This is a genomic window from Modestobacter italicus, assembly GCF_000306785.1.
Classification (GTDB): domain Bacteria; phylum Actinomycetota; class Actinomycetes; order Mycobacteriales; family Geodermatophilaceae; genus Modestobacter; species Modestobacter italicus.
The window spans coordinates 2,340,282-2,362,167 of sequence record NC_017955.1; the positions used below are offsets into that span (position 1 = coordinate 2,340,282).

Here is a 21,886-nt window from a genome sequence, read left to right on the forward strand (position 1 = left end):
TCGCCCGGAGATTGACGCCCACGTCGCCCTGAGCGGCCCACTAGGAGACACCGCATCACCTCCGGTGGTGCCCTTCTACCCGTGCGGCCCATGGGGTGGCTTAGTCCAGAAGTGACGCGCCATCAGGGCGAAGGGGATGCCCACCAGGACGGCGACGCCTCCTCCGATGTTCGCCCCCTGGTCCCGCCAGAGGATCGACGTGACGATGAAGAACGCAAAGAGACCGCCGGCTATGACGGCACAGATGATGGCCGGGGCGCGGTGGTTGTACTGGTAGTCCTCGCTCATGCTGCCTCAGAACCTCCGGCTTGCTGCCCGACCATGCTCGTGATCATGCGGCGGACAGGCGCAATCGCACCAGCCCAAGCGTCCCTGAAGCCGCCTTCAGGGCGCCTTCCGAGGAGTCGTTAGCAGTACCGGGGACGAGCCGCAGTACGCGCTGCCGAAACGGTGGGCTCAGGCCGTCGGCATGAGCACGACGGGCTTGACGACGTCGCCGGTCTCGGTGTCCGCGGCGGCCTGGTTGATCTCGTCGAGCCGGTAGTGGGTGATCAGCCGGTCGTAGGGGAGCAGGCCGCGCTGGTGCAGGTCCCACAGCCGCGGGATCGTCCGGCTCGGTGTGCTGTCGCCCTGCAGCACCCCGCGCACGGTCAGCCCCTTCGTCATCGCCTCGAGCATCGGGATGCCGCCCAGCTCACCGGGCGCAGCCGTGCCGACGTAGGCGCAGGTGCCCAGTGAGTCCAGCGACCGCACCGCCTGGGTCAGCACGGCCGGCACGCCGGTGGTCTCGAACGCGAAGTCGACGCCCCGGCCGCCGGTGGCCTCCCGGACAGCCTCGACCGGGTCGGCGTCCAGCGGGCTGACCAGGTGGGTCGCGCCGAACTCGGCGGCCAGCGCCAGCCGCGAGGCCCGCCGGTTGACCGCGACGATCGTCGTGGCGCCGCACAGCTTCGCCGCCATGACCGCGCACAGCCCCACCGAGCCGGCCCCGAACACGGCGATGGACGACCCCGGCGGCACCCGCAGCACGTCCAGCACGGTGCCGGCGCCGGTCTGCACCCCGCAGGCGAGCGGACCGGCGATGGTCAGGTCGACGTCGTCCGGGAGCTTCACGACGCTGCGGGCGTAGGCGACCGCGAGGGTGCCGAACGACGACTGCCCGAAGAAGTGGTCACCGACCGGCGAGCCCTGCGCGTCCGTGGTGGCGACCGACCCGTCCGGCCGGGCACAGCGGAACTTCAGCGCGGCGATGCTGTCGCAGTACGCCGAGCGCCCGGTCCGGCAGCGGACGCAGGCCCCGCACGACGGGAAGCTCAGCACCACCTTGTCCCCGGCGGCCAGGCCGCGGACCTCGCTGCCGACCTCACGCACGACGCCGGCGCCCTCGTGGCCCAGCACGGCGGGCAGCGAGTCCGGGCGCGAGTCGCGCACCAGGAGGTCGGTGTGGCACATGCCCGAGGCCACGACCTCGACGAGGACCTCGTCGGGCCGCGGCCCGGACAGCTCGACCTGCTCGAGCCGGAACGGGCCGCCCGGCTCCCGCACCACCGCGCAGGTCGCGGCGGTCACTGGGTCGCCGTCAGGCCGCCGTCCAGCGTGAGCACCTGGCCCGTGACGAACGAGGACGCGTCGGAGCAGAAGAACAGCAGCGCGCCGACCAGGTCGTCGGGGTCGGCGATCCGGCGCAGCGGGATGCGGCTCACCAGGTTGTCGTAGAACCCGGGCTGGGCGAGCAGCGACGCCGCCTGCGGGGTCCGGACGAAGGTGGGGGAGATGGCGTTGACCCGGATGCCGTGCTTGGCCCACTCGGTGGCGTGCTGCCGGGTGAGCGCGTCCATCGCGCCCTTGGCGGCGACGTAGGCGGAGTAGCCGGCGTCGATCCCCAGCTGCCCGCGCACCGAGCTGACGTTGAGCACCGAGCCGCCGCGGCCGCCGGAGATCATCGCCCGGGCAGCGGCCTGCGAGACCAGCAGCGCGGTCGTCAGGTTCAGGTCGAGGATCCGGTCCCACTCCGCCTGCGGGTACTCCTCCGCGGGGTACAGCGCCGTGCCCGCCCCGCCGCCGATGCCGTTGACCAGGACGTCGACCCGCCCGAACGCGTCCAGCGTCTGCTGCACCGCGTCGTCCGCGGCGGCCTTGTCGGCCATGTCGCCGGGGATCACCAGGGCCTCGCTGCCGGCGTCCTCCACCGCCTTGCGGGCCTCGGCGAGCCGCTCCTCGGAGCGGCCGATGACGGCCACCTTGGCGCCGACGGCGGCCAGCGCGGCGCAGGTGCGGACGCCGACGCCGCCGGAGCCGCCGGCGACGACGGCGACCCGGTCGCGGAGGGTGAAGCGCTGCAGTTCCTCGGTGCTGGGGCTGGTCATGACGTGCGGGACCTCCGGGCCGTGGGGGAGTGGGTGCGTCAGCGGACGGGTGCGCGCTTGGCGGTGTACTTGTCCCACAGCGAGGCCGCGTTGAGCGTCTGGATGTGGTCCATCATGTAGCCCTGGCCGACGTCGACCGGGCCGAACCGGTCGCGGAAGTCGACCCGCGCGACGGTCTCCTCGCGCGACCAGCCCTGGGCCACCGCGTCGGCGACCGCGCTGGTCCACGCCAGCAGCACCGACCGCTGGGTGGCCAGGTAGGCCGGGGTCGTGACCGGGCCGTGGCCGGGGACGACCGTGTCGACGTCCAGGCTGCTGATCACGTCCAGGGCGCCGATCCACTGGTCGATGTCGCTGGTCATCAGCCAGGTCTGGCACTCGGAGAAGACGGTGTCGCCGGTGAAGACGACCCGCTGCTCGGGCACGTAGACGGCGACCTGCCCGGGGGTGTGGCCCGGGGTGTGGATCAGGTGGAAGGTCGTGTCGCCGACCTTCATCTCCAGGTCCCCGGTGAACACCAGGTCGCCGGCGTTCGGGTCCTCGTAGTAGGTGTCCCGGTCCGGCACGATGCCGGCCGCGTCGGGGTCGTCGGTCGGGATGGCCTCGAGCGCGTAGGCGAACGGGTCCAGGTCGGGCGTCGGCACCATGAAGTTGTCCGCGACGCCGCGGTGGTGGACCACCTCACCGGCGCCCTTGAACCAGTAGTTGCCGAAGATGTGGTCGACGTGGTGCTCGGTGTTGACCACGTACCGGATCGGGCCGTGCTCCTCGGCCTGGCGGCGCATCGCCACGGCCTTGGTCGGCAGCTGCGGCGTGTCGATGACGACCACCCCTGCCGACGTCACGACGTAGCTGGGGTTGCAGCCACGGATCTCGGTGGACGTGAAGACGTGGGGCGTCACGCGCTGCACGAAGGGACCTCCCTGGAGCCTCGGCGGCCGGGCCGTCCCCGGCGCCACGGACCCGGCGCGACGAGGACCGTCTGGTCGGCGCTGACCGGTCCTCACATAATCGATTCTCGATCCCTCGCCTGTCAACCACCGGAGCGACCCGGGTCACATCTGCGTCAGGGCGCCTCGGGCAGCAGCTGGAGCCGCACCGAGCGGTCGGCGGAGACCTCCGCCTCCAGTCCGGCGAGCCACCGCGGCTCCCCGATGTCGCCACCGGTCACCTCGACGGCGCAGGCGCGCAGCACGGGGGAGTGGGTGACCGCGACGGTGAAGGCCGTGGCGTCGTCCCGGTCGGCGAGGCTGGCGGCGAACGTGCGGATCCGGTCGGCCACGGCGGTGGCGTCGTCACCGGGCGGCTCGGGGTGCCGCACCCACCAGCCGACGCGGTCGGGGGCGGTGAGCCACTCGGCGAAGAAGGACACCTTGGCGACGTCGGCCTCGGTGAACCCCGGGATCTGGGCGGCGAAGGCGGCCTCGCTGCTGACCATGTCGACGCGGACGCCGGCGAGGTACAGGTCGGGGTTGCGGAGCGCGAAGGCCACGCCGTCCTCGAGCACCTCGGCGCCGGCCTCGCGGGCGCCCCGGGCGACGGCGGCGGCGGTGTCCCGGGTGCGGCGGGTCTCGCCGCTGATCACCCGGATCGGGCCGTCGGCGCGGGCGGCGAGCCGGCGGCCCACCTGCTCGGCCGTCTGCAGCCCCTTCTCGGTCACCGGGACGTCACCGCGGTGCGAGGTGACCTCACCGTGGCGGAGCAGGAACAGGCGCTGGGTCATGCGGGACCTCCGGGTCGGGAGAACGCGCCGGGACGCCACCGCGGCGGTGGCGTCCCGGCGTACGGGTGGGAAGGGGGTGCGTCAGCCGGCGGTCGTCACGCTGGCGACCGGGATGCCGGCCTCCTTGCGCTGCTCCCACTGCTTGACGAACAGCTGGTAGACGGCGTCGGCGAACGCGGTGTCGTTGATGTTGGCGTCCATCTCGACCACCTCGACGGCCGGGTCGAGCGCCTCCCGCAGCGTGTCCAGCAGGGGCGACACGTCGACGCCGTGCCACTGGCTGCCGGCCTTGAAGTAGTTGTCCAGCCCGCCGAGGGGCAGGGCGACGGCCTTCGGGCCGGGAGCGCGGTTGACGTGGTCGGCGATGTAGGCGCCCAGCCGGCGCATCTCGTCCGGGGTGGCCAGCAGCGAGGTGATGTTGGGGTTGTGGATGATGATGTTGCGCTCGTCGGTGTCGAACTCCGCCGGGATGGTGTCGCGGGCACCGAAGTTGAAGCACTCGGCCGCGCCGGGGGCCACGACCAGCGGGATGCCGGTGCGGATCGCCGCCTCCATGCGGTCGATGCCCGGGTCGAAGATGCCCTTGTTCCAGTGGTTGATGATCTCCGGCAGCGTGTAGTCGATGAGCCCGTCGATGGCACCGGTGTCGATCAGGTGCTCCATCCCCGCGCCCTCGCCGACCGCGTGGAAGGTGACGACCTCGAAGCCGTTCTCCTCCAGCTGCTCGCGGATGCGCATGACGCCCGGCGTGGTGACCCCGAACATCGAGATCGCGATCAGCGGCTTGCTGGCCTCGGCCTGCGACTTGGTGGTCTCGTAGCCCCGCGCCAGGCCGGCGGCCGCGTGCGCGGCGTTGCTCAGCACCTGCTTGGAGATCCGGTTGAGCCCGGCGATGTCGGTGACGGCGTTCATCATCATCATGTCCGAGTGCCCGACGTAGGGCCGGGTGTTGTTCGAGGCCATGGTGCTGACGATCAGCTTGGGCACGCCGATGCCGAGGTTCTGCAGCGCACCGCCCAGCAGGTCGGTGCCGCCGGTGCCGCCGAGCCCGAGGACGGCGTCGATCCGGCCCTGCTCGCACAGCTCGGCGAGGACCTGCCGCAGCCCCTCGCTCATCTTCGTGATGGCCACGTTGCGGCCCCCGGCCCCGCCCTCCACGCCGGCGGCGAAGTCGGCGAGCTGCACGCCGGCTCGCGCGGCCACCTCGGCGGCGGGGATGTCCGGCGGGAAGTACGGCTCGCCGAGGACACCGCAGTCGACCACCAGGACGTCGACGTCCTGGGCGAGCAGGGCGTCGCGGACGTACTCGTACTCGGTGCCCTTGGTGTCCAGGGTGCCGGCGAGGCAGACGACGGGCTTGCGGGACATGGTCACTCCTTCGTGACGGGGAACGGGAGGGTGGTGCTGGCGCCGGGTCCTGGCGGACCGGCGTCCTACTGCGCGGCCTCGGCCGCCTGGATCGCCGCCCACACCCGCTCGGGGGTCAGCGGCAGCTCGCGGATGACCACCCCGGCGGCGTCGGCGACCGCCGCGCCGAGCGCGCCGGCGGTGCACAGCAGGGCGCCCTCGCTGATCCCCTTCGAGCCGTACGGGCCCGGGCCGTCGTGGTTCTCCACGGCGGCGCTGACCAGCTCCAGCGGGACGTCCTTGAAGGTGGGGATCCGGTAGTCCAGCGCACCCAGGTTGCGGATCCGGCCGTGCTCGTCGAGCAGCAGCTGCTCCATCTGGCTGTGCCCCAGGCCCATGATCGCCGCACCCTCGTCCTGGGAGACGACCTGCAGCGGGTTGAGCTCGGTGCCCACGTCGCTGACCGTCACGTGCCGGGTGAGCAGCAGCTCGCCGGTCTCCCGGTCGACCTCGACCTCGATCGCGGTGGCGTTGAACTCGTAGAAGGCCGCGTCGCCACCCAGCGGGTGCTTGCTCTTGCCGCGCAGCCGCCGGGTGCCCTGGCCGATGAACTCACCGCGCAGCGACCCGAGGGCCACCCGCGCCGCCTCGGGCAGCGGGAGCTCGCCGTCCGGGGTGACCAGCACCCCGGGCCGCTCGCCCAGCTCCTCCTCCGCGACGCCGGTGGACTCGGCGTAGAGCGCGAGCACCCGCTGGCGCACGTCCTTGCAGGCCTCGAGCACCGCCGAGCCCATGAACACCGTGGAGCGGCTGGCCGAGGTCTGCAGGTCGAACGGCACGGTGCCGGTGTCCCCGCTGACCACGCTGACCTGCTCCAGCGGCGCACCCAGCTCGTCGGCGACGATCTGCTGCCACAGCGTGCGGGCGCCCTGGCCCATGTCCGAGGTGCCGGCGTAGACGATCGCGCTGCCGTCGGCCAGCAGCCGGACCAGGCTCTGCGAGAGCCCGGAGGTGGCCCCGGGCTTGATGCCCACGGCGATGCCCCGGCCCCGGCCCGGCGGCAGCGGCGTGCCCCAGCCGATCAGCTCGGCGGCCTTCTCCAGGCTCTGGTGCCACTCACCGTCGGCCGCCGCGGCCGACTCGCCGCGCACGAACGCCTCGCCCTTGCCCACCAGGTTGCGGCGGCGGATCTCCAGCCCGTCCAGGCCGAGCCGCCGGGCGCCGGCGTCCAGCTGCGACTCCAGCGCCCAGGAGACCTGCGGGCTGCCGAAGCCGCGGAACGCCGTGCTGGGCGTGGTGTTGGTCATCACCGCGCGGGCGTCGATCCGCACCCCGGGGATGCGGTACGGCCCGGCCGCGACGTAGCTGCCCTTGCCCATCACGCGGGGGGCGACGTCGGCGTAGGCGCCGATGAGGAAGTCGGCCTCGACGGAGTGGAAGGTGAGCGCGCCGTCGGCGGTGAAGCCGGTGCGGGCGGCGATCCGGCAGCCGGCCCGGCGCATGCTCTGGAAGGTCTCCTCGAGGGAGAGCACCAGCCGGCAGGTCCGCCGGGTGCGCAGCGCCAGGAAGGCCAGCAGCGGCTCGAGCTTGGGGTTCTGCTTGCCGCCGAAACCGCCGCCGGGGTCCGGGGCGAACACCCGCACCTGGTTGAGCGGCATGCCCAGCACCGAGGCGATCGTCCGCTGCAGCAGGTAGGGGTGCTGGACGGGGGAGTAGACGTCGATGCCGCCGGCGTCGGTCGGGACGGCGACGGTGCCGCCCGGTTCGATCGGGAAGTGCGTGACCATCGGGAAGGTGTAGGTCTCCTCGACCACCACCTCGGTGCGCGCCTCCTCGGCCGCCAGGTCGCCCCAGGCGTAGTGCGCGTCCTCCAGCACGTTGGTCTCGGCGAGGGCGTGCCCCGGGCGGAGCGCGGGCTCCTGGACCAGGTGCGCGCCGGGGGCCAGGGCGTCGTCCAGGGTGTAGACCCCGGGCAGCTCCCGGTAGTCGACCTGCACGGCGCGGGCCGCGGCCTGGGCCGCGTCCAGGGTCTCCGCGACGACGGCCGCGACCGGCTCCCCGTGGTAGTTGACCCGGCCGTCGGCGAGCACCGGCCGGTCGGTGTGCGAGACGCCGAAGCGCGGCATCGGGGAGGGCAGGTCGGCGGCGGTCAGCACGTCGACGACACCCGGGATCGCCCGGGCGGCCGTGGTGTCGACCCCGAGGACCTCGGCGCAGCCGACCGGCACCGACACCAGCGCGACCTGCAGCGAGCCGGGGAAGCGCAGGTCGGCGACGAAGCGCTGGGCGCCCGACGTCCGGTCGCCGCCGCCGTAGCGGAGCACCGGCCGGCCGACCTGGCCCTGCGGGTAGGGGTCCGACGGCTCGCCGAGCGCGTCGCGCTGCTCGATGGCGCGTTCCGGGGCCGTGGTCACCGCTCGCTCCGCCGGGCCGCCGTGGCCTGCACCGCGCGGACGATGCGCTGGTAGCCGGCGCAGCGGCACAGGTTGCCCGACAGCGCCTCGCGGATCTGCGTCTCGTCGGGGGAGGGGTTGGTGCGCAGCAGGTACTCCGCGGACACCACCTGGCCGGGGATGCAGAAGCCGCACTGCACGGCCCCGGCGGCGAGGAACTCCTCCTGCAGGTCGGTCAGCCCGTCGGCGGAGAGCCCCTCGACGGTGGTGACCTCGTGCCCCTCGGCCTCGACGCACAGCACCAGGCAGGAGTTCACCGCCTTGCCGTCGAGCAGCACCGTGCACGCCCCGCACTCGCCCTCGGCGCAACAGCTCTTGGTGCCGGGCAGCCCGACCTCCTCGCGGAGGCCGTCGAGCAGGGTGCGGTGGGTGGGGACGGCGACGGTGCGCTGGCTGCCGTTGACGGTCAGCGTGACCGTCTGCAGCGCGTCGTCGTCGAGGTGGTCGGGCACGCGGGCGGTGCTGGTCACGACGCCATCTCCCTGGGGTCCCGGCGGTCCGCCGCAGCGAGGACCGCACGCTTGGTCAGTACTCGGAGCGTGGCCAGCCGGTACTCCCGGCTGCCCCGCACGTCGGAGATCGGGGTGGCGACCGCCACCAGCTGGTCCAGCGCCCGGTCGAGGGCGGCCGGGTCGGTGAGGTCCACCGGACCGGGGACCTCGGAGCGCAGCGGCCGGGGGCCGACCGCGCCCATCGCGGCCACCAGCGCGCCGTCCGGGCCGACGCCGGCGGCGACGCTGACCGTCGCCAGGTCCACCCCGCGCCGCCGGGTGAGCCGGCGGAAGGCGGAACCGGACCCCGGGGCGGGCCGGGGCAGCTCGAGCCGGGTCACCAGCTCGCCGGGTCCGCACAGCGTGCGGCGCGGGCCGAGGAAGAACTCGTCCAGCGTCGCCGTCCGGTCGCCGTCCAGGGACGAGATCGTCACCCGGGCGCCGTGCACCAGCAGCGGGGGAGCGGTGTCCGCGGCCGGGGAGGCGTTGCACGAGTTGCCGATCAGGCTGGCCCGGTTGCGGATCGCCACCGAGCCGACGGTGAGCGCGGCCTCGACCAGCGCCGGGAACCACCCGCCGACGACGGGGTGGGTGACCAGCTCGCCCATCGTGTACGTGGGGCCGATCAGCACCGCGTCGTCGGTGACGACGACCGGTTCGGGGAGGTCGGTCACGCCCTTGAGGTCGACGAGCACGTCGGCGGTGTCGTGGTGGTGCCGCAGGCCGACCAGCAGGTCGGTGCCGCCCACGAGGGCGCGGGCCCGCGGACCCCCCTCGACGAGCGCGGTGAGCGCGTCGGCGCGGTTGGTCGGCCGGTGGTACTTCGGCATCGTTGCCCGTCCTTCCGGGGACGACCGGTCAGGGATTGATGATGATCTTGATGGCGCCGCTGGAGCGGTCGTCGAAGACGGCGAGCGCCTCGGCGTACTCCGACAGCGGGAAGTGGTGCGTGATCAGCTCGCCGACGCGCATCCGGCCGTTGGCGACGAACGGCATCACCCGGCGCATCTCGCCGGCCGAGGCGCGCGAGCCGACCAGCTCGAGCTCGTCGAGGACGAGCGGCTGCAGGCGGAGGGCGACGTCCTCGGTCGGGATGCCGACCATGGCGCAGCGGCCGCCGCGGCGCAGCATCGCCATCGCCCAGGTCAGCGTCTCCGGCACCCCGGCGCACTCCAGGACGACGTCCGCACCGAGCCCGCCGGTCAGCTCGCGGACCGCGACGACCGGGTCGCCGTCGGCGGTGTCGACGGTCTGGAACCCCATGGCCGCGGCCTTCTGCAGCCGGTGCCCGCGGCCCACGACGACCACCCGGGCGGCGCCGCAGATGGTGGCCGCGTCGCCGGCGAGCAGGCCGATCGCGCCGGCACCGGTGACCACCACGGTGTCGCCGGGCTTGATGTTGCCGCGGCGGGCGACGTGCAGGGCGATGCTGGCCGGGTCGACCACGGCGCCCTCCTCGAAGGAGACCTCGTCGGGGAGCCGGAAGATGCACTTCACGTCGTGCACGGCGTAGGTGGCGTCGCAGCCGGCCACGTTGTGCCCGTACTGGGCGTGCAGCCCGGGCTTGCCGTAGTTCTCGCAGAGGTTGTACTGCCCCTCGACGCACTTCTGGCAGGCGCCGCAGGCGTTGTGGCTGGTGCCGGCGACCCGGTCGCCGACCGCCCAGCCGAACGCCTCGGCGCCCGGCCCGAGGGCGACGATCTCCCCGGCCCACTCGTGGCCGGGGGTGAACGGGAAGGCCGGCGGCCAGAAGCCGGGGTAGTGGCCGTGGATCAGGTGGGCGTCGGTGCCGCAGATGGAGGTGGCCCGCACCCGGGCGAGCACCTCGTGCGGGCCCGGCTCGGGGACCGGCTTCTCCTGGATCTCGAGCTTGTCGGGCTCCAGGACCACCAGGGCCTGCATCGTCTCGGTCACGTCGTGGTCTCCCGGTGGGTCGGAGTGCTGGTGGACGGGGAGCGCGGCGTCGGCCGCGCAGGAGGACTGTGACCCGGTTCACCGATCATCGAAAATCTATGACGGTGCACGGAGGGCGTCAAGTTCCTCTCGATAATCGACGATCAGCCGTCGGTGTCGCCGTCCTGGCCGGTGGCGGGGTCGCCGAGGGCGGCGGGGAAGTGCATCTGGAGCAGTTCGCTGACCGACAGCTGGTGCTCCCGCGCGGCGGTCGCGGCGCGCTCGGCGTCCCGGGCCCGCAGCGCGTCGAGGATGGGTCGGTGCTCGGCCACGATCCCGCGCACGTCGACCCCGGGCAGGGTCAGCGTGATGAAGGTGCGGGCGAACGGCGCGAGCTGGTCGAAGGCCCGCTGCAGGGCGTGGTTCTCCGAGGCCTCGGCGATCAGCTGGTGGAAGCGGACGTCGGCCTCGGTGACGCCGGGGAAGTCCTCGGCCTCCAGCCGCTCGAGCATCTCGGCGACGAGCCCCTCGAGGGCGTCCAGGGTGTCGTCGGCGATCCGCCCGGCCGCCAGGCGGGCGGCGAGGGCGTCGACCTCGGACCGCACCACGCTTACGTCGACCAGCTCCTTGGCGCTGGGCAGCCGGACCCGGGCCCCGCGGCGCGGGTGGATCGTGACGATGCCGACGGCGGCCAGCTCGCGCAGCGCCTCACGCACCGGGGACTGGCTGAGCCCGAGCTCCTTGGCGAGCTTGAACTCCACGATCCGCTCACCGGGTCGGTAGTGGCCCCCGACGATCCGGTCGAGCACCAGCCGCTTCACCGTCGCCGAGAGCAGCTCGCCGCCGAAGTCGCCGCCGGCCGAGACCTCGCGCACCGCACGTGCCTCCGTCACCGGGACCCGGAGTCCCGCAGGTCGAGACGGCGGCGGGCCTCCGCCGGGCTGGCGATCTCCCGGTGCAGCAGGCCGGCGATGGCGGTGATCCGCTCGACCTGGGCGGCGTTGGACTCGGCCAGCTTCCCCGGCCCGTCCCACAGCGAGTCCTCCAGCCCGACCCGGGCGTTGCCGCCGAGGGACAGCGCGATGGCCCCCAGCCGGATCTGCGCGGAGCCGGCGCCCAGCACCGACCACTCGAAGTCCTCGCCGAACAGCCGGTGCGCCGTCCGGTGCATGTGCGCCAGGTCCTCGAAGTCCGCGCCGGTGCCGCCGAGCAGGCCGAAGACGGTCTGCACGAACAGCGGCGGGCGCACCAGGCCGCGGTCGAGCATGTTCGCCAGGTTGTACAGGTGGGCGGTGTCGTAGCACTCGAACTCGAAGCGGGTGCCCTGGTCGCCGCAGACCTTGAGGATCCGCTCGATGTCGGCGTAGGTGTTCTTGAAGACGACGTCCTTGTCGGCCAGCCGCTCCCGCTCCCACTCGTGCTTGAAGGTGGGGTAGCGGTCGAGCATCGGGAACAGCCCGAAGTTCATCGAGCCCATGTTCAGCGAGGCGAGCTCCGGGGCCAGCTGCACGGCCGGGGCGATCCGCTCGTCGACGGTCATGTGCGGGCTGCCGCCGGTGGTCAGGTTGATGACCACGTCGGAGCGGTCCTTGACGACCGCCAGGACCTCCTTGAACAGGCCCGGGTCCTGCACCGGGTGGCCGTCCTGCGGGTCGCGCACGTGCAGGTGGACGATCGCCGCACCGGCCGCGGCGGCGCCGAGGGCCGCCTCGGCGATCTCCTCCGGCGTCACCGGCAGCGCCGGGGACATCGTGGGGGTGTGGATCGCCCCGGTGGGCGCGCACGTGATGATCGCCGACTTCGCGGACCTGGCCATGAGAGCCTCCCTCGGTGTGTCCTCTCGATAATCGAGGGTAGCGTGCCGCTGTGGCGCCGGCCACCACGAGGTGGCCCGGCCTGGATGTCCGACCGTGCTGACCGACCGAGGAGAGCCCGCATGAGCCCCGAGACAGGACCCACCGCAGCGCCCGCGGACCCGGAGCGCGGACCGGCCGCCCGGCAGCGGCCCGAGGACCTGCTGGCCGCCCTGGCGCTGCCGACGCGCGGCACCGCCTACTCGCTGTCGGTCCCGCGCTACAGCGGGATGCCGCTGTTCGGCGCCCACCCGCCCTTTCAGGTCTCGATGTCCCGGACGCCGAACGGCCTGCGCGGTGACGGCGTGGAGCCGTGGGGGCCGCGGAACGAGGTCAACCTGGGCTACATGGCCGAGGTGGTCAGCGGCACCTCGCACAGCGGCGCGCACGTCGACGCGCTCGCGCACATGACGATCGGCGAGGACGACCACTGGTACGGCGGCGGCAACGCCCGCGAGCACCTCGGTGACCGGGGGCCCAAGCGCGGCGACGGCGCCAAGCTGCCGCACTTCGTCACCCGCGGCGTGCTGCTGGACGTGCCCGCCCACCGCGGGATCGAGGCGCTGCCGGCGCACGAGCCGGTCGGCGCCGAGGAGCTGCAGGCGGTGGCCGCGGCCCAGGGCATCGAGGTGCGCGCCGGGGACGTCGTGCTGATCCGCTCCGGCTACCTCAGCCAGTGGCCCGACCCCGAGGGCCTGGCCCGGCACGTGACGGCCGGCCCCGACATCAGCGCTGCTCAGTGGCTGCTGGACCAGGGCGTGGTGGCCGTCGGCAGCGACACCGAGACCTTCGAGGTGCAGCCGGCACCCGACCCCGGCAGCCCGGCCAACCCGCAGCCGGTGCACACGCTGCTGCTGATCGAGCACGGCATCTACCTGTTCGAGTCCATCTACCTGGAGGAGATCTCCCGGGCCGGGGTGCACGAGTTCCTCTTCATCGCGCTGCCGCTGAAGATCGAGGGCACCACCGGCTCGATGCTCGACCCCCTCGCGGTCATCTGACCGCTCCGGGACGCGGCCGCGCACCCGTGGGCGGACGGGTGTGGCGGGGCCGCCGGGCGGCGTAGTGTCCGGCAGCACAGTCGTCGCGGGAGAGCCGATGGCCACGCTCCGCCGGATGGGCGTCGCGCGCAGCGCGGCCCGCACCGTGGCGCGCCTGGCCGTCACCGGTGCGGGCGTCGCCGTCGTGCCCGTGGCCTTGACCGCCGGGCTGCTCGGCGAGCCTGCCCGCCGGGCGACGGACCTCGCCCGGGCCGCCGCGGACGGTGCTGCGGCGGTCGAGGGCGGCTCGCTCTCGCTCGCCCGGCAGGCCGCGCCCGAAAGGGCCCGTGCCGTCGGGACCGTCGTCACCGGGGCCGACCCGATCCCCGACGGCCACGTCCGGCACCTCGCCGACGTCGCCCGGGGCATGTTCGAACCGCCGACGGCCCGGCACACCCGGCGGGTGTGGGCCGAGCACGGGCACGTGCACGTCGAGGTCGCCGCGCCGCCCGCCGAGGACCAGCCGGAGGTCCGCCGGGCGCTGCGCCGTCACCTGGAGCGGCTGGACGGCGTCCAGTGGGCGACGGTCAACGACCTCGTCGGCCGGGTGCTGGTCGCGTTCGACGAACGGCAGGTCTCGGTCGACCAGGTCGTCGGCGTCGTCACCGCGATCGAGCAGTCCCGTGGCGGCACGCGGGTGTTCCCCCAGCGCCTGGACCACCCGGCGGACCTGGAGCCGCTGCTGGCGGCGCTGCTCGACGCCGCCGTCGACGTCGCGGCGGTCGGGGTGGCCTTCGCCGGCAAGGTGCTGCCGATCCCGCCGCTGACCCGGCACGCGACGCTGGTCATCGCGTTCCTGGACACCCAGCAGTGGCTGAAGGCCACGCTGGAGGCCCGGCTCGGGGCGGTCGGCACGGATCTGGTCTTCACCGGGTCCAGCGCGCTGCTGCACGCCTGCACGCAGAGCCCCTCGGTCCCGGCGATCAACGCGGCCGCCGCGCTCCAGCGGGCGCTGGAGGTCCGCGCCCGGCGGCAGGTCTGGCGGCGGCGCGAGTCCGAGCTCTGCCGGGCCGAGCCGGAGGAGGACAGCTCCACCCCGCTCGAGCCGCCGGGCGAGCGCCCCGGCCGGCTGCCGCAGGGGCCGGTCGAGGCCTACCGCGCGCGGCTCGGTCCCGCAGCCCTGGGCGGTGCGGTCGGACTGCTCCCGCTGACCCGTCGTCCCGGCCGGTCCGCGGACCTGCTCAAGGCGCTGACGCCGAAGGCCGCGGTCCTGGGCCGGGAGTCCTTCGCCGCCGTCACCGACCTCCTGATGTGCCGCCGGGGCGTGCTGCCGATGGACGGCTCGGCGTACCGCCGGCTGGACCGGGTCGACGCGGTGGTGGTCGACGGCGCGGCGCTGTGCACCGGGCCGCAGGCCGTCCTCGACGCCCGGGCGTCGGCCGAGGGCTGGGACGCCGCCGCGGTCTGGAGCGCGGCCACCCGGCTGCTCGGCGACGGTGCGCCCCCCAGCGACGGCGCGGCCCCGCGCCTCGGGCCGCCGCGGGAGTCGCCGGACGCGCCCGGCGGCTCGGTGCGCACCCTGCTGCTGGGCCGGCGCCGGCTGGGTGAGGTCACGGTCGCCGCCGAGCTCGACCCGTACGCGGAGGCCCTGCTCGGCGCGGTCGTGGACGCCGGGCACCGGCTCGTCCTGTCCCGCCACGTCGGGAGCCGGGAGATCGCCGGCGCGGCGGACGAGGTGCCACCGGCGGACGAGGCGCTCGTGGACACCGTGCGCCGCCTCCAGGCCGACGGCTGCGGCGTGCTCGTCGTCTCGGCCACCGACGGGCCGGCGCTGCTGGCCGGTGACGTGGCCGTGGCCCCGGTCCTGGCCGGGCGGTCCCCGGCGTGGGGGGCGGACCTGGTCACCCCGCCCGGTCTGGCCGAGGCCTGCCGGCTCGTCACGGCGACGACCGCCGCGCGCGCGGTCAGCCGGCGCTCGGTCGGCACCGCGCTCACCGGCAACGTCCTCGGCGGCCTGCTGGCCGCCGTCGGCAGCGCCCGCCGTGGGCAGCGCAAGGCCACCACCCCCGGCAAGACGGCGTGCCTCTGGAGCATGCTCGACGGCGCCGGGACGGCGTTCCGGGTGGCCCGCCGTCCGGCGCCTCCGCCGTCGGTGCACACGCCGTGGCACGCCCTCGACCCCGACGACGTCCTGCGTCGGGTGTCGGAGCTGCCCTCCGGACCGCCGCGGCGGCGGGCCGCGCCGGCCCCGGTCCGGGTGGTGACCGGGCTCCCGGTGGTCCGGGTCCCGGTCCGGTTCGCCCGGACGGTCGCCGCCGAGCTCGCCGATCCGCTCACCCCGGTTCTCGCCACCGGCGCGGCGGCGACGGCGGTGCTGGGGCAGTCGACGGACGCCGTGCTGGTCGCCAGCGTGACGGTCGGCAACGCGCTCATCAGCGGCCTGCAGCGGCTGCGGGCCGAGACGGTGCTGGAGTCGCTGCTGCTCGAGCAGGACGTGCCCGTGCACCGGGAGACCGACGGCGGTCGGGAGGACGTGCCGGGGACCGCGCTGCGGATCGGCGACGTGGTCCAGGTCGAGGCCGGTGACGTGCTCGCCGCGGACGCCCGGCTGCTGGAGGCGGCCGGCCTCGAGGTGGACGAGTCCGACCTGACCGGTGAGTCGCTCGCGGTGGGCAAGTCGGTGGGGGCCACGCCCGGGGCCGAGGTGGCGGACCGCACCTGCATGCTCTTCGACGGCACCACGGTCGTCGCCGGCCGAGGTCGGGCCGTCGTCGTCGCGGTCGGGTCCGCGACGCAGGCCGGCCGTGCCTCACGTGCCGCGGGTGGAGCGGCGCCGCCGGCCGGCGTGCAGGCGCGGCTGGGTGAGCTGACCCGGGCGGTGCTGCCGCTGACCCTCGCCGGCGGCGCGGTGGTCACCGCACTCGGCGTGCTGTGGGGCCGTCCGCTGCGCGAGGCCGTCGGCTCCGGGCTGGCCATCGCGGTGGCCGCGGTGCCGGAGGGGCTGCCGCTGGTGGCGACCGTGGCCCAGCAGGCGGCGGCCCGGCGGCTGTCCGCGCGCGGTGCGGTGGTGCGCAGCGCGCGGGTGCTGGAGGCGCTCGGCCGGGTGGACACGGTCTGCTTCGACAAGACCGGGACGCTGACCGAGAACCGGCTGAGCGTGGTCCGGCTCGTCCCGTTCGGGGAGTCGGGGGAGGACGACGTCCTCCGGCTGGCCGCCGCTGCGGTCGCCGACGGCGACGACCGGGCCCACGAGACCGACCGGGCGGTGGTCGACGCGGCGACCGAGCGGGAGCTCGCTGCCGACGGCGACCCGCAGGCGGGCCTGCCCTTCGCCGCCGATCGCGGGTTCTCCGCCGTCGTCCGGAACGGCCGTCTGGTGGTCAAGGGCGCCCCCGAGGTGGTCCTCCGCCGGTGCGCCGACCCCCACGGCGCGCCGGAGGCGGTGCAGGAGCTGGCGTCCGACGGCTTGCGGGTCCTGGCGGTCGCCGACCGTGCGGCGGACGGTGCGCCGGAGGACCTCGACGACGCGGCGCACGACCTCACCCTGCGCGGGCTGATCGGCCTCGCCGACACCCTGCGCGCGTCCTCCGTCGCGGCCGTCGAGCAGCTGCGCGCCGCGGGTGTCCGGGTGGTCATCGCGACCGGCGATCACCCGGAGACGGCCGCCGCGATCGCCGGGCAGGCCGGCCTCCCGGACGCCGACCGGGTGGTGACCGGTTCCCAGCTGGCCCGGGCCTCGGAGGCCGAGCGCGCCGAGCTGGTGCGGACCGCCGCCGTCTTCGCGCGGTTCTCCCCGGAGCAGAAGGTCACCCTGGTCGCCGCCCTGCGCCGGGCCGGGGCCACCCTGGCGATGACGGGGGACGGCGTCAACGACGCCGCCGCGATCCGGCTGGCCGACGTCGGGGTCGGGGTCTCCGGCGCGGAGTCCCCGGCCGCCCGCACCGCCGCGGACCTGGTGCTGACCGACCAGGACCTGACCCGGCTGGTCGACGCCATCGCCGAGGGCCGGGCGATGTGGTCGCGGGTCCGGGAGGCGGTGTCGGTGCTGGTGGGCGGCAACGCCGGCGAGGTCACGTTCACGGTGCTGGGGACGGTCCTCGGCGGCCGGTCGCCGCTCGGGACCCGGCAGCTGCTGCTGGTCAACCTGCTCACCGACATGTTCCCGGCACTCGCCGTGGCCGTCTCGACGCCGCGGACGGTCACCCCGGAGGTGGCGGAGGGGCCGCTCGCCGGGCACCCGCTGGCGCCGGTCCTGCTGGCCGGCCCGCAGCGGGGGTTCACCGATGCCGTCCGGCGCAGCGTGCTGGTGCGGGGGGCGGCGACCACCGTCGGGGCGACCGGGGCATGGGCGACCGGTCGGCTCACCGGCCCGTACCGGCGGGCCAGCACGATGGGCCTGGCCGCGCTCATCGGCACCCAGCTGGGCCAGACCGCGTGGTCCGGGCGCCGCAGCCCGCTCGTGCTGGCGACCGCCGCCGGCTCCCTCGCCGTGCTGGTCGCCGTCGTCCAGGTCCCCGGGCTGAGCCAGTTCTTCGGCTGCACGCCGCTGGACCCGCTGGCCTGGCTGACCGTGCTCGGCTGGGCCGCCGCCGGCACGGTGACCGCCGAGGTCGGCCCGGCCCTCGTCGCCCGGCTGGGCGCGGCCGGCTGAGCCTCCCGGGCCGCGGAACTGGACGTTCCGGCCCGGGAACGACCAACCGGGATCCACGCCCGACCGAGGTCGGACGTCGGCGCACGACCCCGGCATGGACTCTGCGCCGTCCCTGGCGTGTCACTGGACCGGTCCGTCACACCCTCCCCATCGTCATCACCGGCGGTCTCCGAGCACGCCTCGATGAGGAGGACGAATGCACCAGCCCAGTACGACCAGAGCGACGCGACACCGCAGGGGAGGGCGGCGGCTGGCGGTGGCGACGTCCGCCGCCGTGCTGTTCACCGCGCTGCCGGCCACGGCCGCGTGGGCCGGCGGGGGAGGTGGCCAGACCTGGGTGGTGAGCCCGGGGGAGTCGATCCAGGAGGTCGTGGACGCCGCGGAGTCCGGCGACACGATCCAGATCCAGGCGGGCACCTACCAGGAGGCCGTCTGCGTCGACCAGAAGGGCCTGACGATCAAGGGCGCCGGCCGCGACGTCACGAAGATCGTCTGGCCGGACTGGACGACGCCCGCGGACCTGCCCGAGGTGGCTGCGACCCCGTGCTGGGAGGCGCAGAACACCGCCGACCCGGAGGGCGACCCGGACACCTTCGCCGACGACGTCTCCGGGCTGTTCTTCCTCGAGCCCGCCGGCCCGGTGGAGGTGACGGGGGTGTCGACCTGGAACCACCCGGCCAACGGGATCGCGGCCTGGGGCGCCGACGGCTTCCGCGTGGAGAAGACGAAGGGGTACGGCCACGACCGGTACGGCATCCTCGCGGCCTACTCGACGCACAGCCGGATCCTGCGCAACATCGAGGAGGGCGTCGACCGCGGCACCGCCGACCAGCCGAACAGCGGGACGGCGGGCATCGGGAGCACGGACTCGGCGAAGGCCTACGCCGACATCGTCGCCAACGACGTCCAGGGGTACAACATCGGCATCTTCGCCCGGGAATCGCGGGTCGGCGTGATGCGGCACAACTACGTGTCCGGCAACTGCGTCGGCGTCCTGGTGTTCGACGACGCGGCCACCGAGATCCCGGACGCCTCGCGCAACGTCCGGGGCGGCGACTGGACCATCCGGGCCAACGAGTCCTCGGGCAACGACCGGTTCTGCCTCGCCGGCATCGGTGAGGTCCAGGCCGCGCTGCGGGTCTCCGGGACCGGCATGGCCGTGGTGAACGCCGACCACGTGGGCATCTACGACAACCGGATCCGGGACAACAACTCGGCCGTGGACCCGGCGACCCTGCAGTTCCCCAGCGCCGGGGTCGCGCTGCTGACGCTGCCGCCGTTCAACAACCCGCTGGGCGTCGACCCGGGCCCGGTCACCGCGGTGCGGGTGTGGAAGAACGGCATCACCGGCAACACGCTGGACGTGCTGCGCGGCTGGCCGCCGCCGCTGGACGCCCAGTTCCCCCCGGTGGGCAGGGACATCTCGATCCGCGGGAACACCTGCGCCACGAGCATCCCAGCGTCGCTCTGCGGCGGCTGACGCCGTCGAGCCGGCGGCCCGCCCTTCTCCGGGGCGGGCCGCCGGTGCGTGCGGTCAGCGGCCGGTGCGGTCCCGGTAGCGGGCGGCCCGCTTGGCTGCGGCGGCCCGCTTGCGCTCCGTCTCCGCCTGCAGCTTGGTGGAGGAGCCCCGGTCGCGGATCGCCTGCGCCGTGCCGGCGGGGTAACCGGCCTTGACCACCCGGTGCTCCACCGTCTCGTTCATGTAGGCCAGCGAGTAGATCATCGCCAGGAACACGCCGCCGCCGGCGCAGGCGGCCCGCAGCCCCCAGTCCGCCGGGACCAGCGTCATCACCGCGATGATCGGCACGGCCATCTGGACCAGGCTGCGCACGACGTGCCGGGCCCACCAGGTGTCGGTCGTGGTGTCGAACAGCACCCAGCTGCGGTGCCGGGCCGGGAGCCGGCCGCCGAAGGCGTACCAGAGCCAGCGGTGCGGCGCGGGGCGGACGACGGGCTCAGCCGGCGTGCCGGGCTCCGCGGTGGGCTGGCTCATGGTGGCGGTGTGCTCCTGACGGGGGGCGGTCACACCCCCATGGTGCGCCTGCACGGATGGGGTACCAACGGTTGGGGCACCAACTGTCGGCGAGGTCACGCCTCCCGCGCCGGCAGGCCGGCCGGTGCGTCGTCCGCCGGACCGGCCAGTGCCTGCTGGGAGGCGGCGATGACCCGGGTCAGCGCCGACTGCAGCGCCGCCAGCTCCTCGACCGGCATCCCCAGCCGCTCGACGATGCCGGCCGGGATGCGCTCCGCCCGGTCGCGCAGGGCGCGGCCGGCGTCGGTCAGCGCCACGGCGAGGTTGCGCTGGTCCCTCGGGTCCCGCTCCCGGCGCAGCAGGCCGGCCGCCTCCAGCCGCTTGAGCAGCGGGGAGAGCGTGCCCGGGTCCAGCTGCAGGAGCTGCGACAGCTCCTTGACCGACGACGGGCCGTGCTGCCAGAGGGCCAGCATCACCAGGTACTGGGGGTGGGTGAGACCGAGCGGTTCCAGCACCGGCCGGTAGACGGCGACGACGTTGCGCGCGGCCACCGACAGGGCGAAGCACACCTGCCGCTCGAGGGCGAGCAGGTCCCCGGACTCGAGCGACGGCTCAGCCGTCCGGCGCGTCGTCACCACCCCAGCGTAGGACGGCGGCTCCGCCACGAGCTGCCCGCAGGGACCTGCTCAGCGCGCGGCGACCTCGTCGGAGTGCTCCTCCGCTGGGGCCTGGGCGCGGCGCCGGTCCCGCGGCATGAGGAGCACGGCGGCGAGCAGCGCCACGGTCAGCAGCACCGTGCCCTGGAAGACGTGGTGCACCGCGGTGGTGAGCGCCGCCGGGGACACCCCGTCGCTGCCCACGTCCTGCCCCCGCAGCGTCGCGTTGACCACCGCGCCGAACACGGCGATGCCGACCGCGCTGCCGGCGGAGCGGGCGAACATGTTCAGCCCGGTCACCACGCCGCGCTCGGTCCAGGCGACCGCCGACTGCGCGGCGATCAGCGTGGGCGCGGCGGTGAAGCCCATGCCCAGGCCGATGACGAACGTCGTCCCGCCGACCAGCAGCACGCTGGAGGACCCGTCCAGCAGGAGCAGCAGCGCAGCACCCAGCAGGACGACGACGACCCCGACCAGCGCGGTGGAGCGGATGCCGATCCGCAGGTACAGCCGGCCCGCCTGGGAGGCCGACAGCGGCCAGCCCAGGGTCAGCGCCGCCAGCGCGAAGCCGGCGACCAGCGGGCCGGTGCCCAGCACGTCCTGCACGAACGTCGGCACGTAGGAGGTGAGCCCGAGCAGGACCGCGCCGACGCACGCGGAGACCAGGCTGGTCGCGACCAGCAGCCGCGACCGCAGCAGCCGCAGCGGGACCACCGGGTCGGCCGCCCGGCGCTCGATCGCGACGAAGACCGCCAGCAGGACGCCGCCGCCGCCCAGCACGGCGACACCGGCCGGGGACGCCCACGCCCAGGCCTGGCCGCCCTCGAGCAGGCCGAGCACCAGCAGCGTGAGGGCGACGGTGAGCACGCCGGCCCCGGCGTAGTCGATCTGCGGGCGGCGCCGGTCGACGCGCTCGGCGAACCGCAGGCCGATCATCGCCGCCGCCACGAGGCACAGCGGGACGTTGACGAAGAAGATCCACCGCCAGCTGACGTACTCGGAGAAGACCCCGCCCAGCGTGGGGCCGACGACGGAGGAGATGCCCCAGACGCTGGCGATGTAGCCCTGCACCTTCGCCCGCTCCTCCAGCGAGTACAGGTCGCCGACGATCGTCATCGACATCGGCTGGACCGCCCCGGCGCCCAGGCCCTGCACCGCCCGGAAGGCGATCAGCGCGCCCATGTCCCAGGCCAGGCCGCAGAGCACCGAGCCGAGCAGGAACAGCCCGAGGCCGAACAGCATCACCGGCTTGCGCCCGAAGACGTCGGCCAGCTTGCCGTAGACCGGCACCGTGACCGCCTGGGCCAGCAGGTAGACCGAGAACAGCCAGGGGAACTCGGCGAAGCCGCCGAGGTCGGCCACCACGGACGGGACGGCGGTGGCGATCACGGTCGCGTCGATGGCGACCACGGCGGTGGACAGCATCACCCCGATCAGCACGGGCCCCCGCTCGGACCGGAACCCGACACCCGACGACCGCGCGACCTGCTCCCCGTTCACG

18 protein-coding genes are annotated in these 21,886 nt (G+C 74.6%); 3 read left to right on the forward strand and 15 right to left on the reverse strand.

All coding sequences use genetic code 11. The annotated features are described in order from the left end of the window. Positions 1–75: 75 nt before the first annotated feature. From MODMU_RS11480 to kce, 12 genes are all read right to left on the reverse strand, one after another. The gene (locus MODMU_RS11480) at positions 76–288 is read right to left on the reverse strand and encodes a hypothetical protein (protein ID WP_014740408.1); all 213 of its coding nucleotides are present in this window, start codon (positions 286–288) and stop codon (positions 76–78) included. 168 nt (positions 289–456) lie between these two features. Further along, on the reverse strand, positions 457–1,569 hold the full coding sequence (locus MODMU_RS11485) for an NAD(P)-dependent alcohol dehydrogenase (protein ID WP_014740409.1): 1,113 nt from the start codon (positions 1,567–1,569) through the stop codon (positions 457–459). Then, on the reverse strand, positions 1,566–2,366 hold the full coding sequence (locus MODMU_RS11490; protein ID WP_014740410.1) for an SDR family NAD(P)-dependent oxidoreductase: 801 nt from the start codon (positions 2,364–2,366) through the stop codon (positions 1,566–1,568). The genes MODMU_RS11485 and MODMU_RS11490 overlap by 4 nt, the downstream gene beginning before the upstream one ends. Positions 2,367–2,404: 38 nt before the next feature. After that, a complete protein-coding gene (locus tag MODMU_RS11495; RefSeq protein ID WP_014740411.1) occupies positions 2,405–3,277 on the reverse strand; it encodes an MBL fold metallo-hydrolase in 873 nt (290 codons plus the stop codon). A gap of 155 nt (positions 3,278–3,432) precedes the next feature. Then, a complete protein-coding gene (locus MODMU_RS11500) occupies positions 3,433–4,089 on the reverse strand; it encodes a histidine phosphatase family protein (protein ID WP_014740412.1) in 657 nt (218 codons plus the stop codon). An 81-nt stretch (positions 4,090–4,170) separates the two neighbouring features. Then, the gene (locus MODMU_RS11505; RefSeq protein ID WP_014740413.1) at positions 4,171–5,457 is read right to left on the reverse strand and encodes a Tm-1-like ATP-binding domain-containing protein; all 1,287 of its coding nucleotides are present in this window, start codon (positions 5,455–5,457) and stop codon (positions 4,171–4,173) included. 65 nt (positions 5,458–5,522) lie between these two features. Beyond that, positions 5,523–7,850, reverse strand: coding sequence for a xanthine dehydrogenase family protein molybdopterin-binding subunit (locus MODMU_RS11510; RefSeq protein ID WP_014740414.1), 2,328 nt, complete (start codon positions 7,848–7,850; stop codon positions 5,523–5,525). Next, positions 7,847–8,359, reverse strand: coding sequence for a (2Fe-2S)-binding protein (locus MODMU_RS11515; protein WP_014740415.1), 513 nt, complete (start codon positions 8,357–8,359; stop codon positions 7,847–7,849). The genes MODMU_RS11510 and MODMU_RS11515 overlap by 4 nt, the downstream gene beginning before the upstream one ends. Then, positions 8,356–9,210, reverse strand: a complete 855-nt coding sequence (locus MODMU_RS11520) for an FAD binding domain-containing protein (RefSeq protein WP_014740416.1) — start codon at positions 9,208–9,210, stop codon at positions 8,356–8,358. Before MODMU_RS11520 ends, MODMU_RS11515 begins: the two co-directional genes overlap by 4 nt. Positions 9,211–9,238: 28 nt before the next feature. Beyond that, positions 9,239–10,294: a zinc-dependent alcohol dehydrogenase gene (locus tag MODMU_RS11525; protein WP_014740417.1), complete on the reverse strand. Its 1,056-nt coding sequence runs from the start codon at positions 10,292–10,294 to the stop codon at positions 9,239–9,241. A 143-nt stretch (positions 10,295–10,437) separates the two neighbouring features. After that, positions 10,438–11,166: a GntR family transcriptional regulator gene (locus tag MODMU_RS11530; protein WP_014740418.1), complete on the reverse strand. Its 729-nt coding sequence runs from the start codon at positions 11,164–11,166 to the stop codon at positions 10,438–10,440. After that, on the reverse strand, positions 11,163–12,089 hold the full coding sequence (kce, locus tag MODMU_RS11535) for a 3,5-dioxohexanoate:acetyl-CoA acetone transferase (RefSeq protein ID WP_014740419.1): 927 nt from the start codon (positions 12,087–12,089) through the stop codon (positions 11,163–11,165). The genes MODMU_RS11530 and kce overlap by 4 nt, the downstream gene beginning before the upstream one ends. A 120-nt stretch (positions 12,090–12,209) precedes the next feature. On the opposite strand from kce, the gene MODMU_RS11540 reads away from it, so the two are divergent. The 3 genes from MODMU_RS11540 to MODMU_RS11550 all read left to right on the forward strand — a co-directional run bounded on the left by MODMU_RS11540 (position 12,210) and on the right by MODMU_RS11550 (position 19,237). Further along, positions 12,210–13,127, forward strand: a complete 918-nt coding sequence (locus MODMU_RS11540) for a cyclase family protein (protein ID WP_014740420.1) — start codon at positions 12,210–12,212, stop codon at positions 13,125–13,127. A gap of 97 nt (positions 13,128–13,224) precedes the next feature. Next, a complete protein-coding gene (locus MODMU_RS11545) occupies positions 13,225–17,757 on the forward strand; it encodes a cation-translocating P-type ATPase (protein WP_014740421.1) in 4,533 nt (1,510 codons plus the stop codon). 256 nt (positions 17,758–18,013) lie between these two features. Then, complete coding sequence (locus tag MODMU_RS11550) at positions 18,014–19,237, forward strand: right-handed parallel beta-helix repeat-containing protein (RefSeq protein ID WP_041795200.1); 1,224 nt, start codon at positions 18,014–18,016, stop codon at positions 19,235–19,237. A gap of 54 nt (positions 19,238–19,291) precedes the next feature. On the opposite strand, the gene MODMU_RS11555 is transcribed toward MODMU_RS11550, so the two are convergent. From MODMU_RS11555 to MODMU_RS11565, 3 genes are all read right to left on the reverse strand, one after another. Next, positions 19,292–19,783 (reverse strand): DUF5313 family protein, encoded by a 492-nt coding sequence (locus tag MODMU_RS11555; RefSeq protein WP_231851836.1) that lies wholly within the window; start codon positions 19,781–19,783, stop codon positions 19,292–19,294. 62 nt (positions 19,784–19,845) lie between these two features. Continuing rightward, on the reverse strand, positions 19,846–20,364 hold the full coding sequence (locus MODMU_RS11560; RefSeq protein WP_014740424.1) for a MarR family winged helix-turn-helix transcriptional regulator: 519 nt from the start codon (positions 20,362–20,364) through the stop codon (positions 19,846–19,848). A 51-nt stretch (positions 20,365–20,415) separates the two neighbouring features. Continuing rightward, positions 20,416–21,885, reverse strand: a complete 1,470-nt coding sequence (locus MODMU_RS11565) for an MFS transporter (protein WP_041795201.1) — start codon at positions 21,883–21,885, stop codon at positions 20,416–20,418. Position 21,886 lies beyond the last annotated feature (1 nt).

Excerpts from the sequence above, each read along its gene's own strand:
- MODMU_RS11545 (WP_014740421.1), top strand. The coding sequence starts at position 13,225 with ATGGCCACGCTCCGCCGGATGGGCGTCGCGCGCAGCGCGGCCCGCACC.
- MODMU_RS11520 (WP_014740416.1), bottom strand. The coding sequence starts at position 9,210 with ATGCCGAAGTACCACCGGCCGACCAACCGCGCCGACGCGCTCACCGCG.
- MODMU_RS11500 (WP_014740412.1), bottom strand. The coding sequence starts at position 4,089 with ATGACCCAGCGCCTGTTCCTGCTCCGCCACGGTGAGGTCACCTCGCAC.
- MODMU_RS11540 (WP_014740420.1), top strand. The coding sequence starts at position 12,210 with ATGAGCCCCGAGACAGGACCCACCGCAGCGCCCGCGGACCCGGAGCGC.
- MODMU_RS11490 (WP_014740410.1), bottom strand. The coding sequence starts at position 2,366 with ATGACCAGCCCCAGCACCGAGGAACTGCAGCGCTTCACCCTCCGCGAC.
- MODMU_RS11480 (WP_014740408.1), bottom strand. The coding sequence starts at position 288 with ATGAGCGAGGACTACCAGTACAACCACCGCGCCCCGGCCATCATCTGT.
- MODMU_RS11505 (WP_014740413.1), bottom strand. The coding sequence starts at position 5,457 with ATGTCCCGCAAGCCCGTCGTCTGCCTCGCCGGCACCCTGGACACCAAG.
- kce (WP_014740419.1), bottom strand. The coding sequence starts at position 12,089 with ATGGCCAGGTCCGCGAAGTCGGCGATCATCACGTGCGCGCCCACCGGG.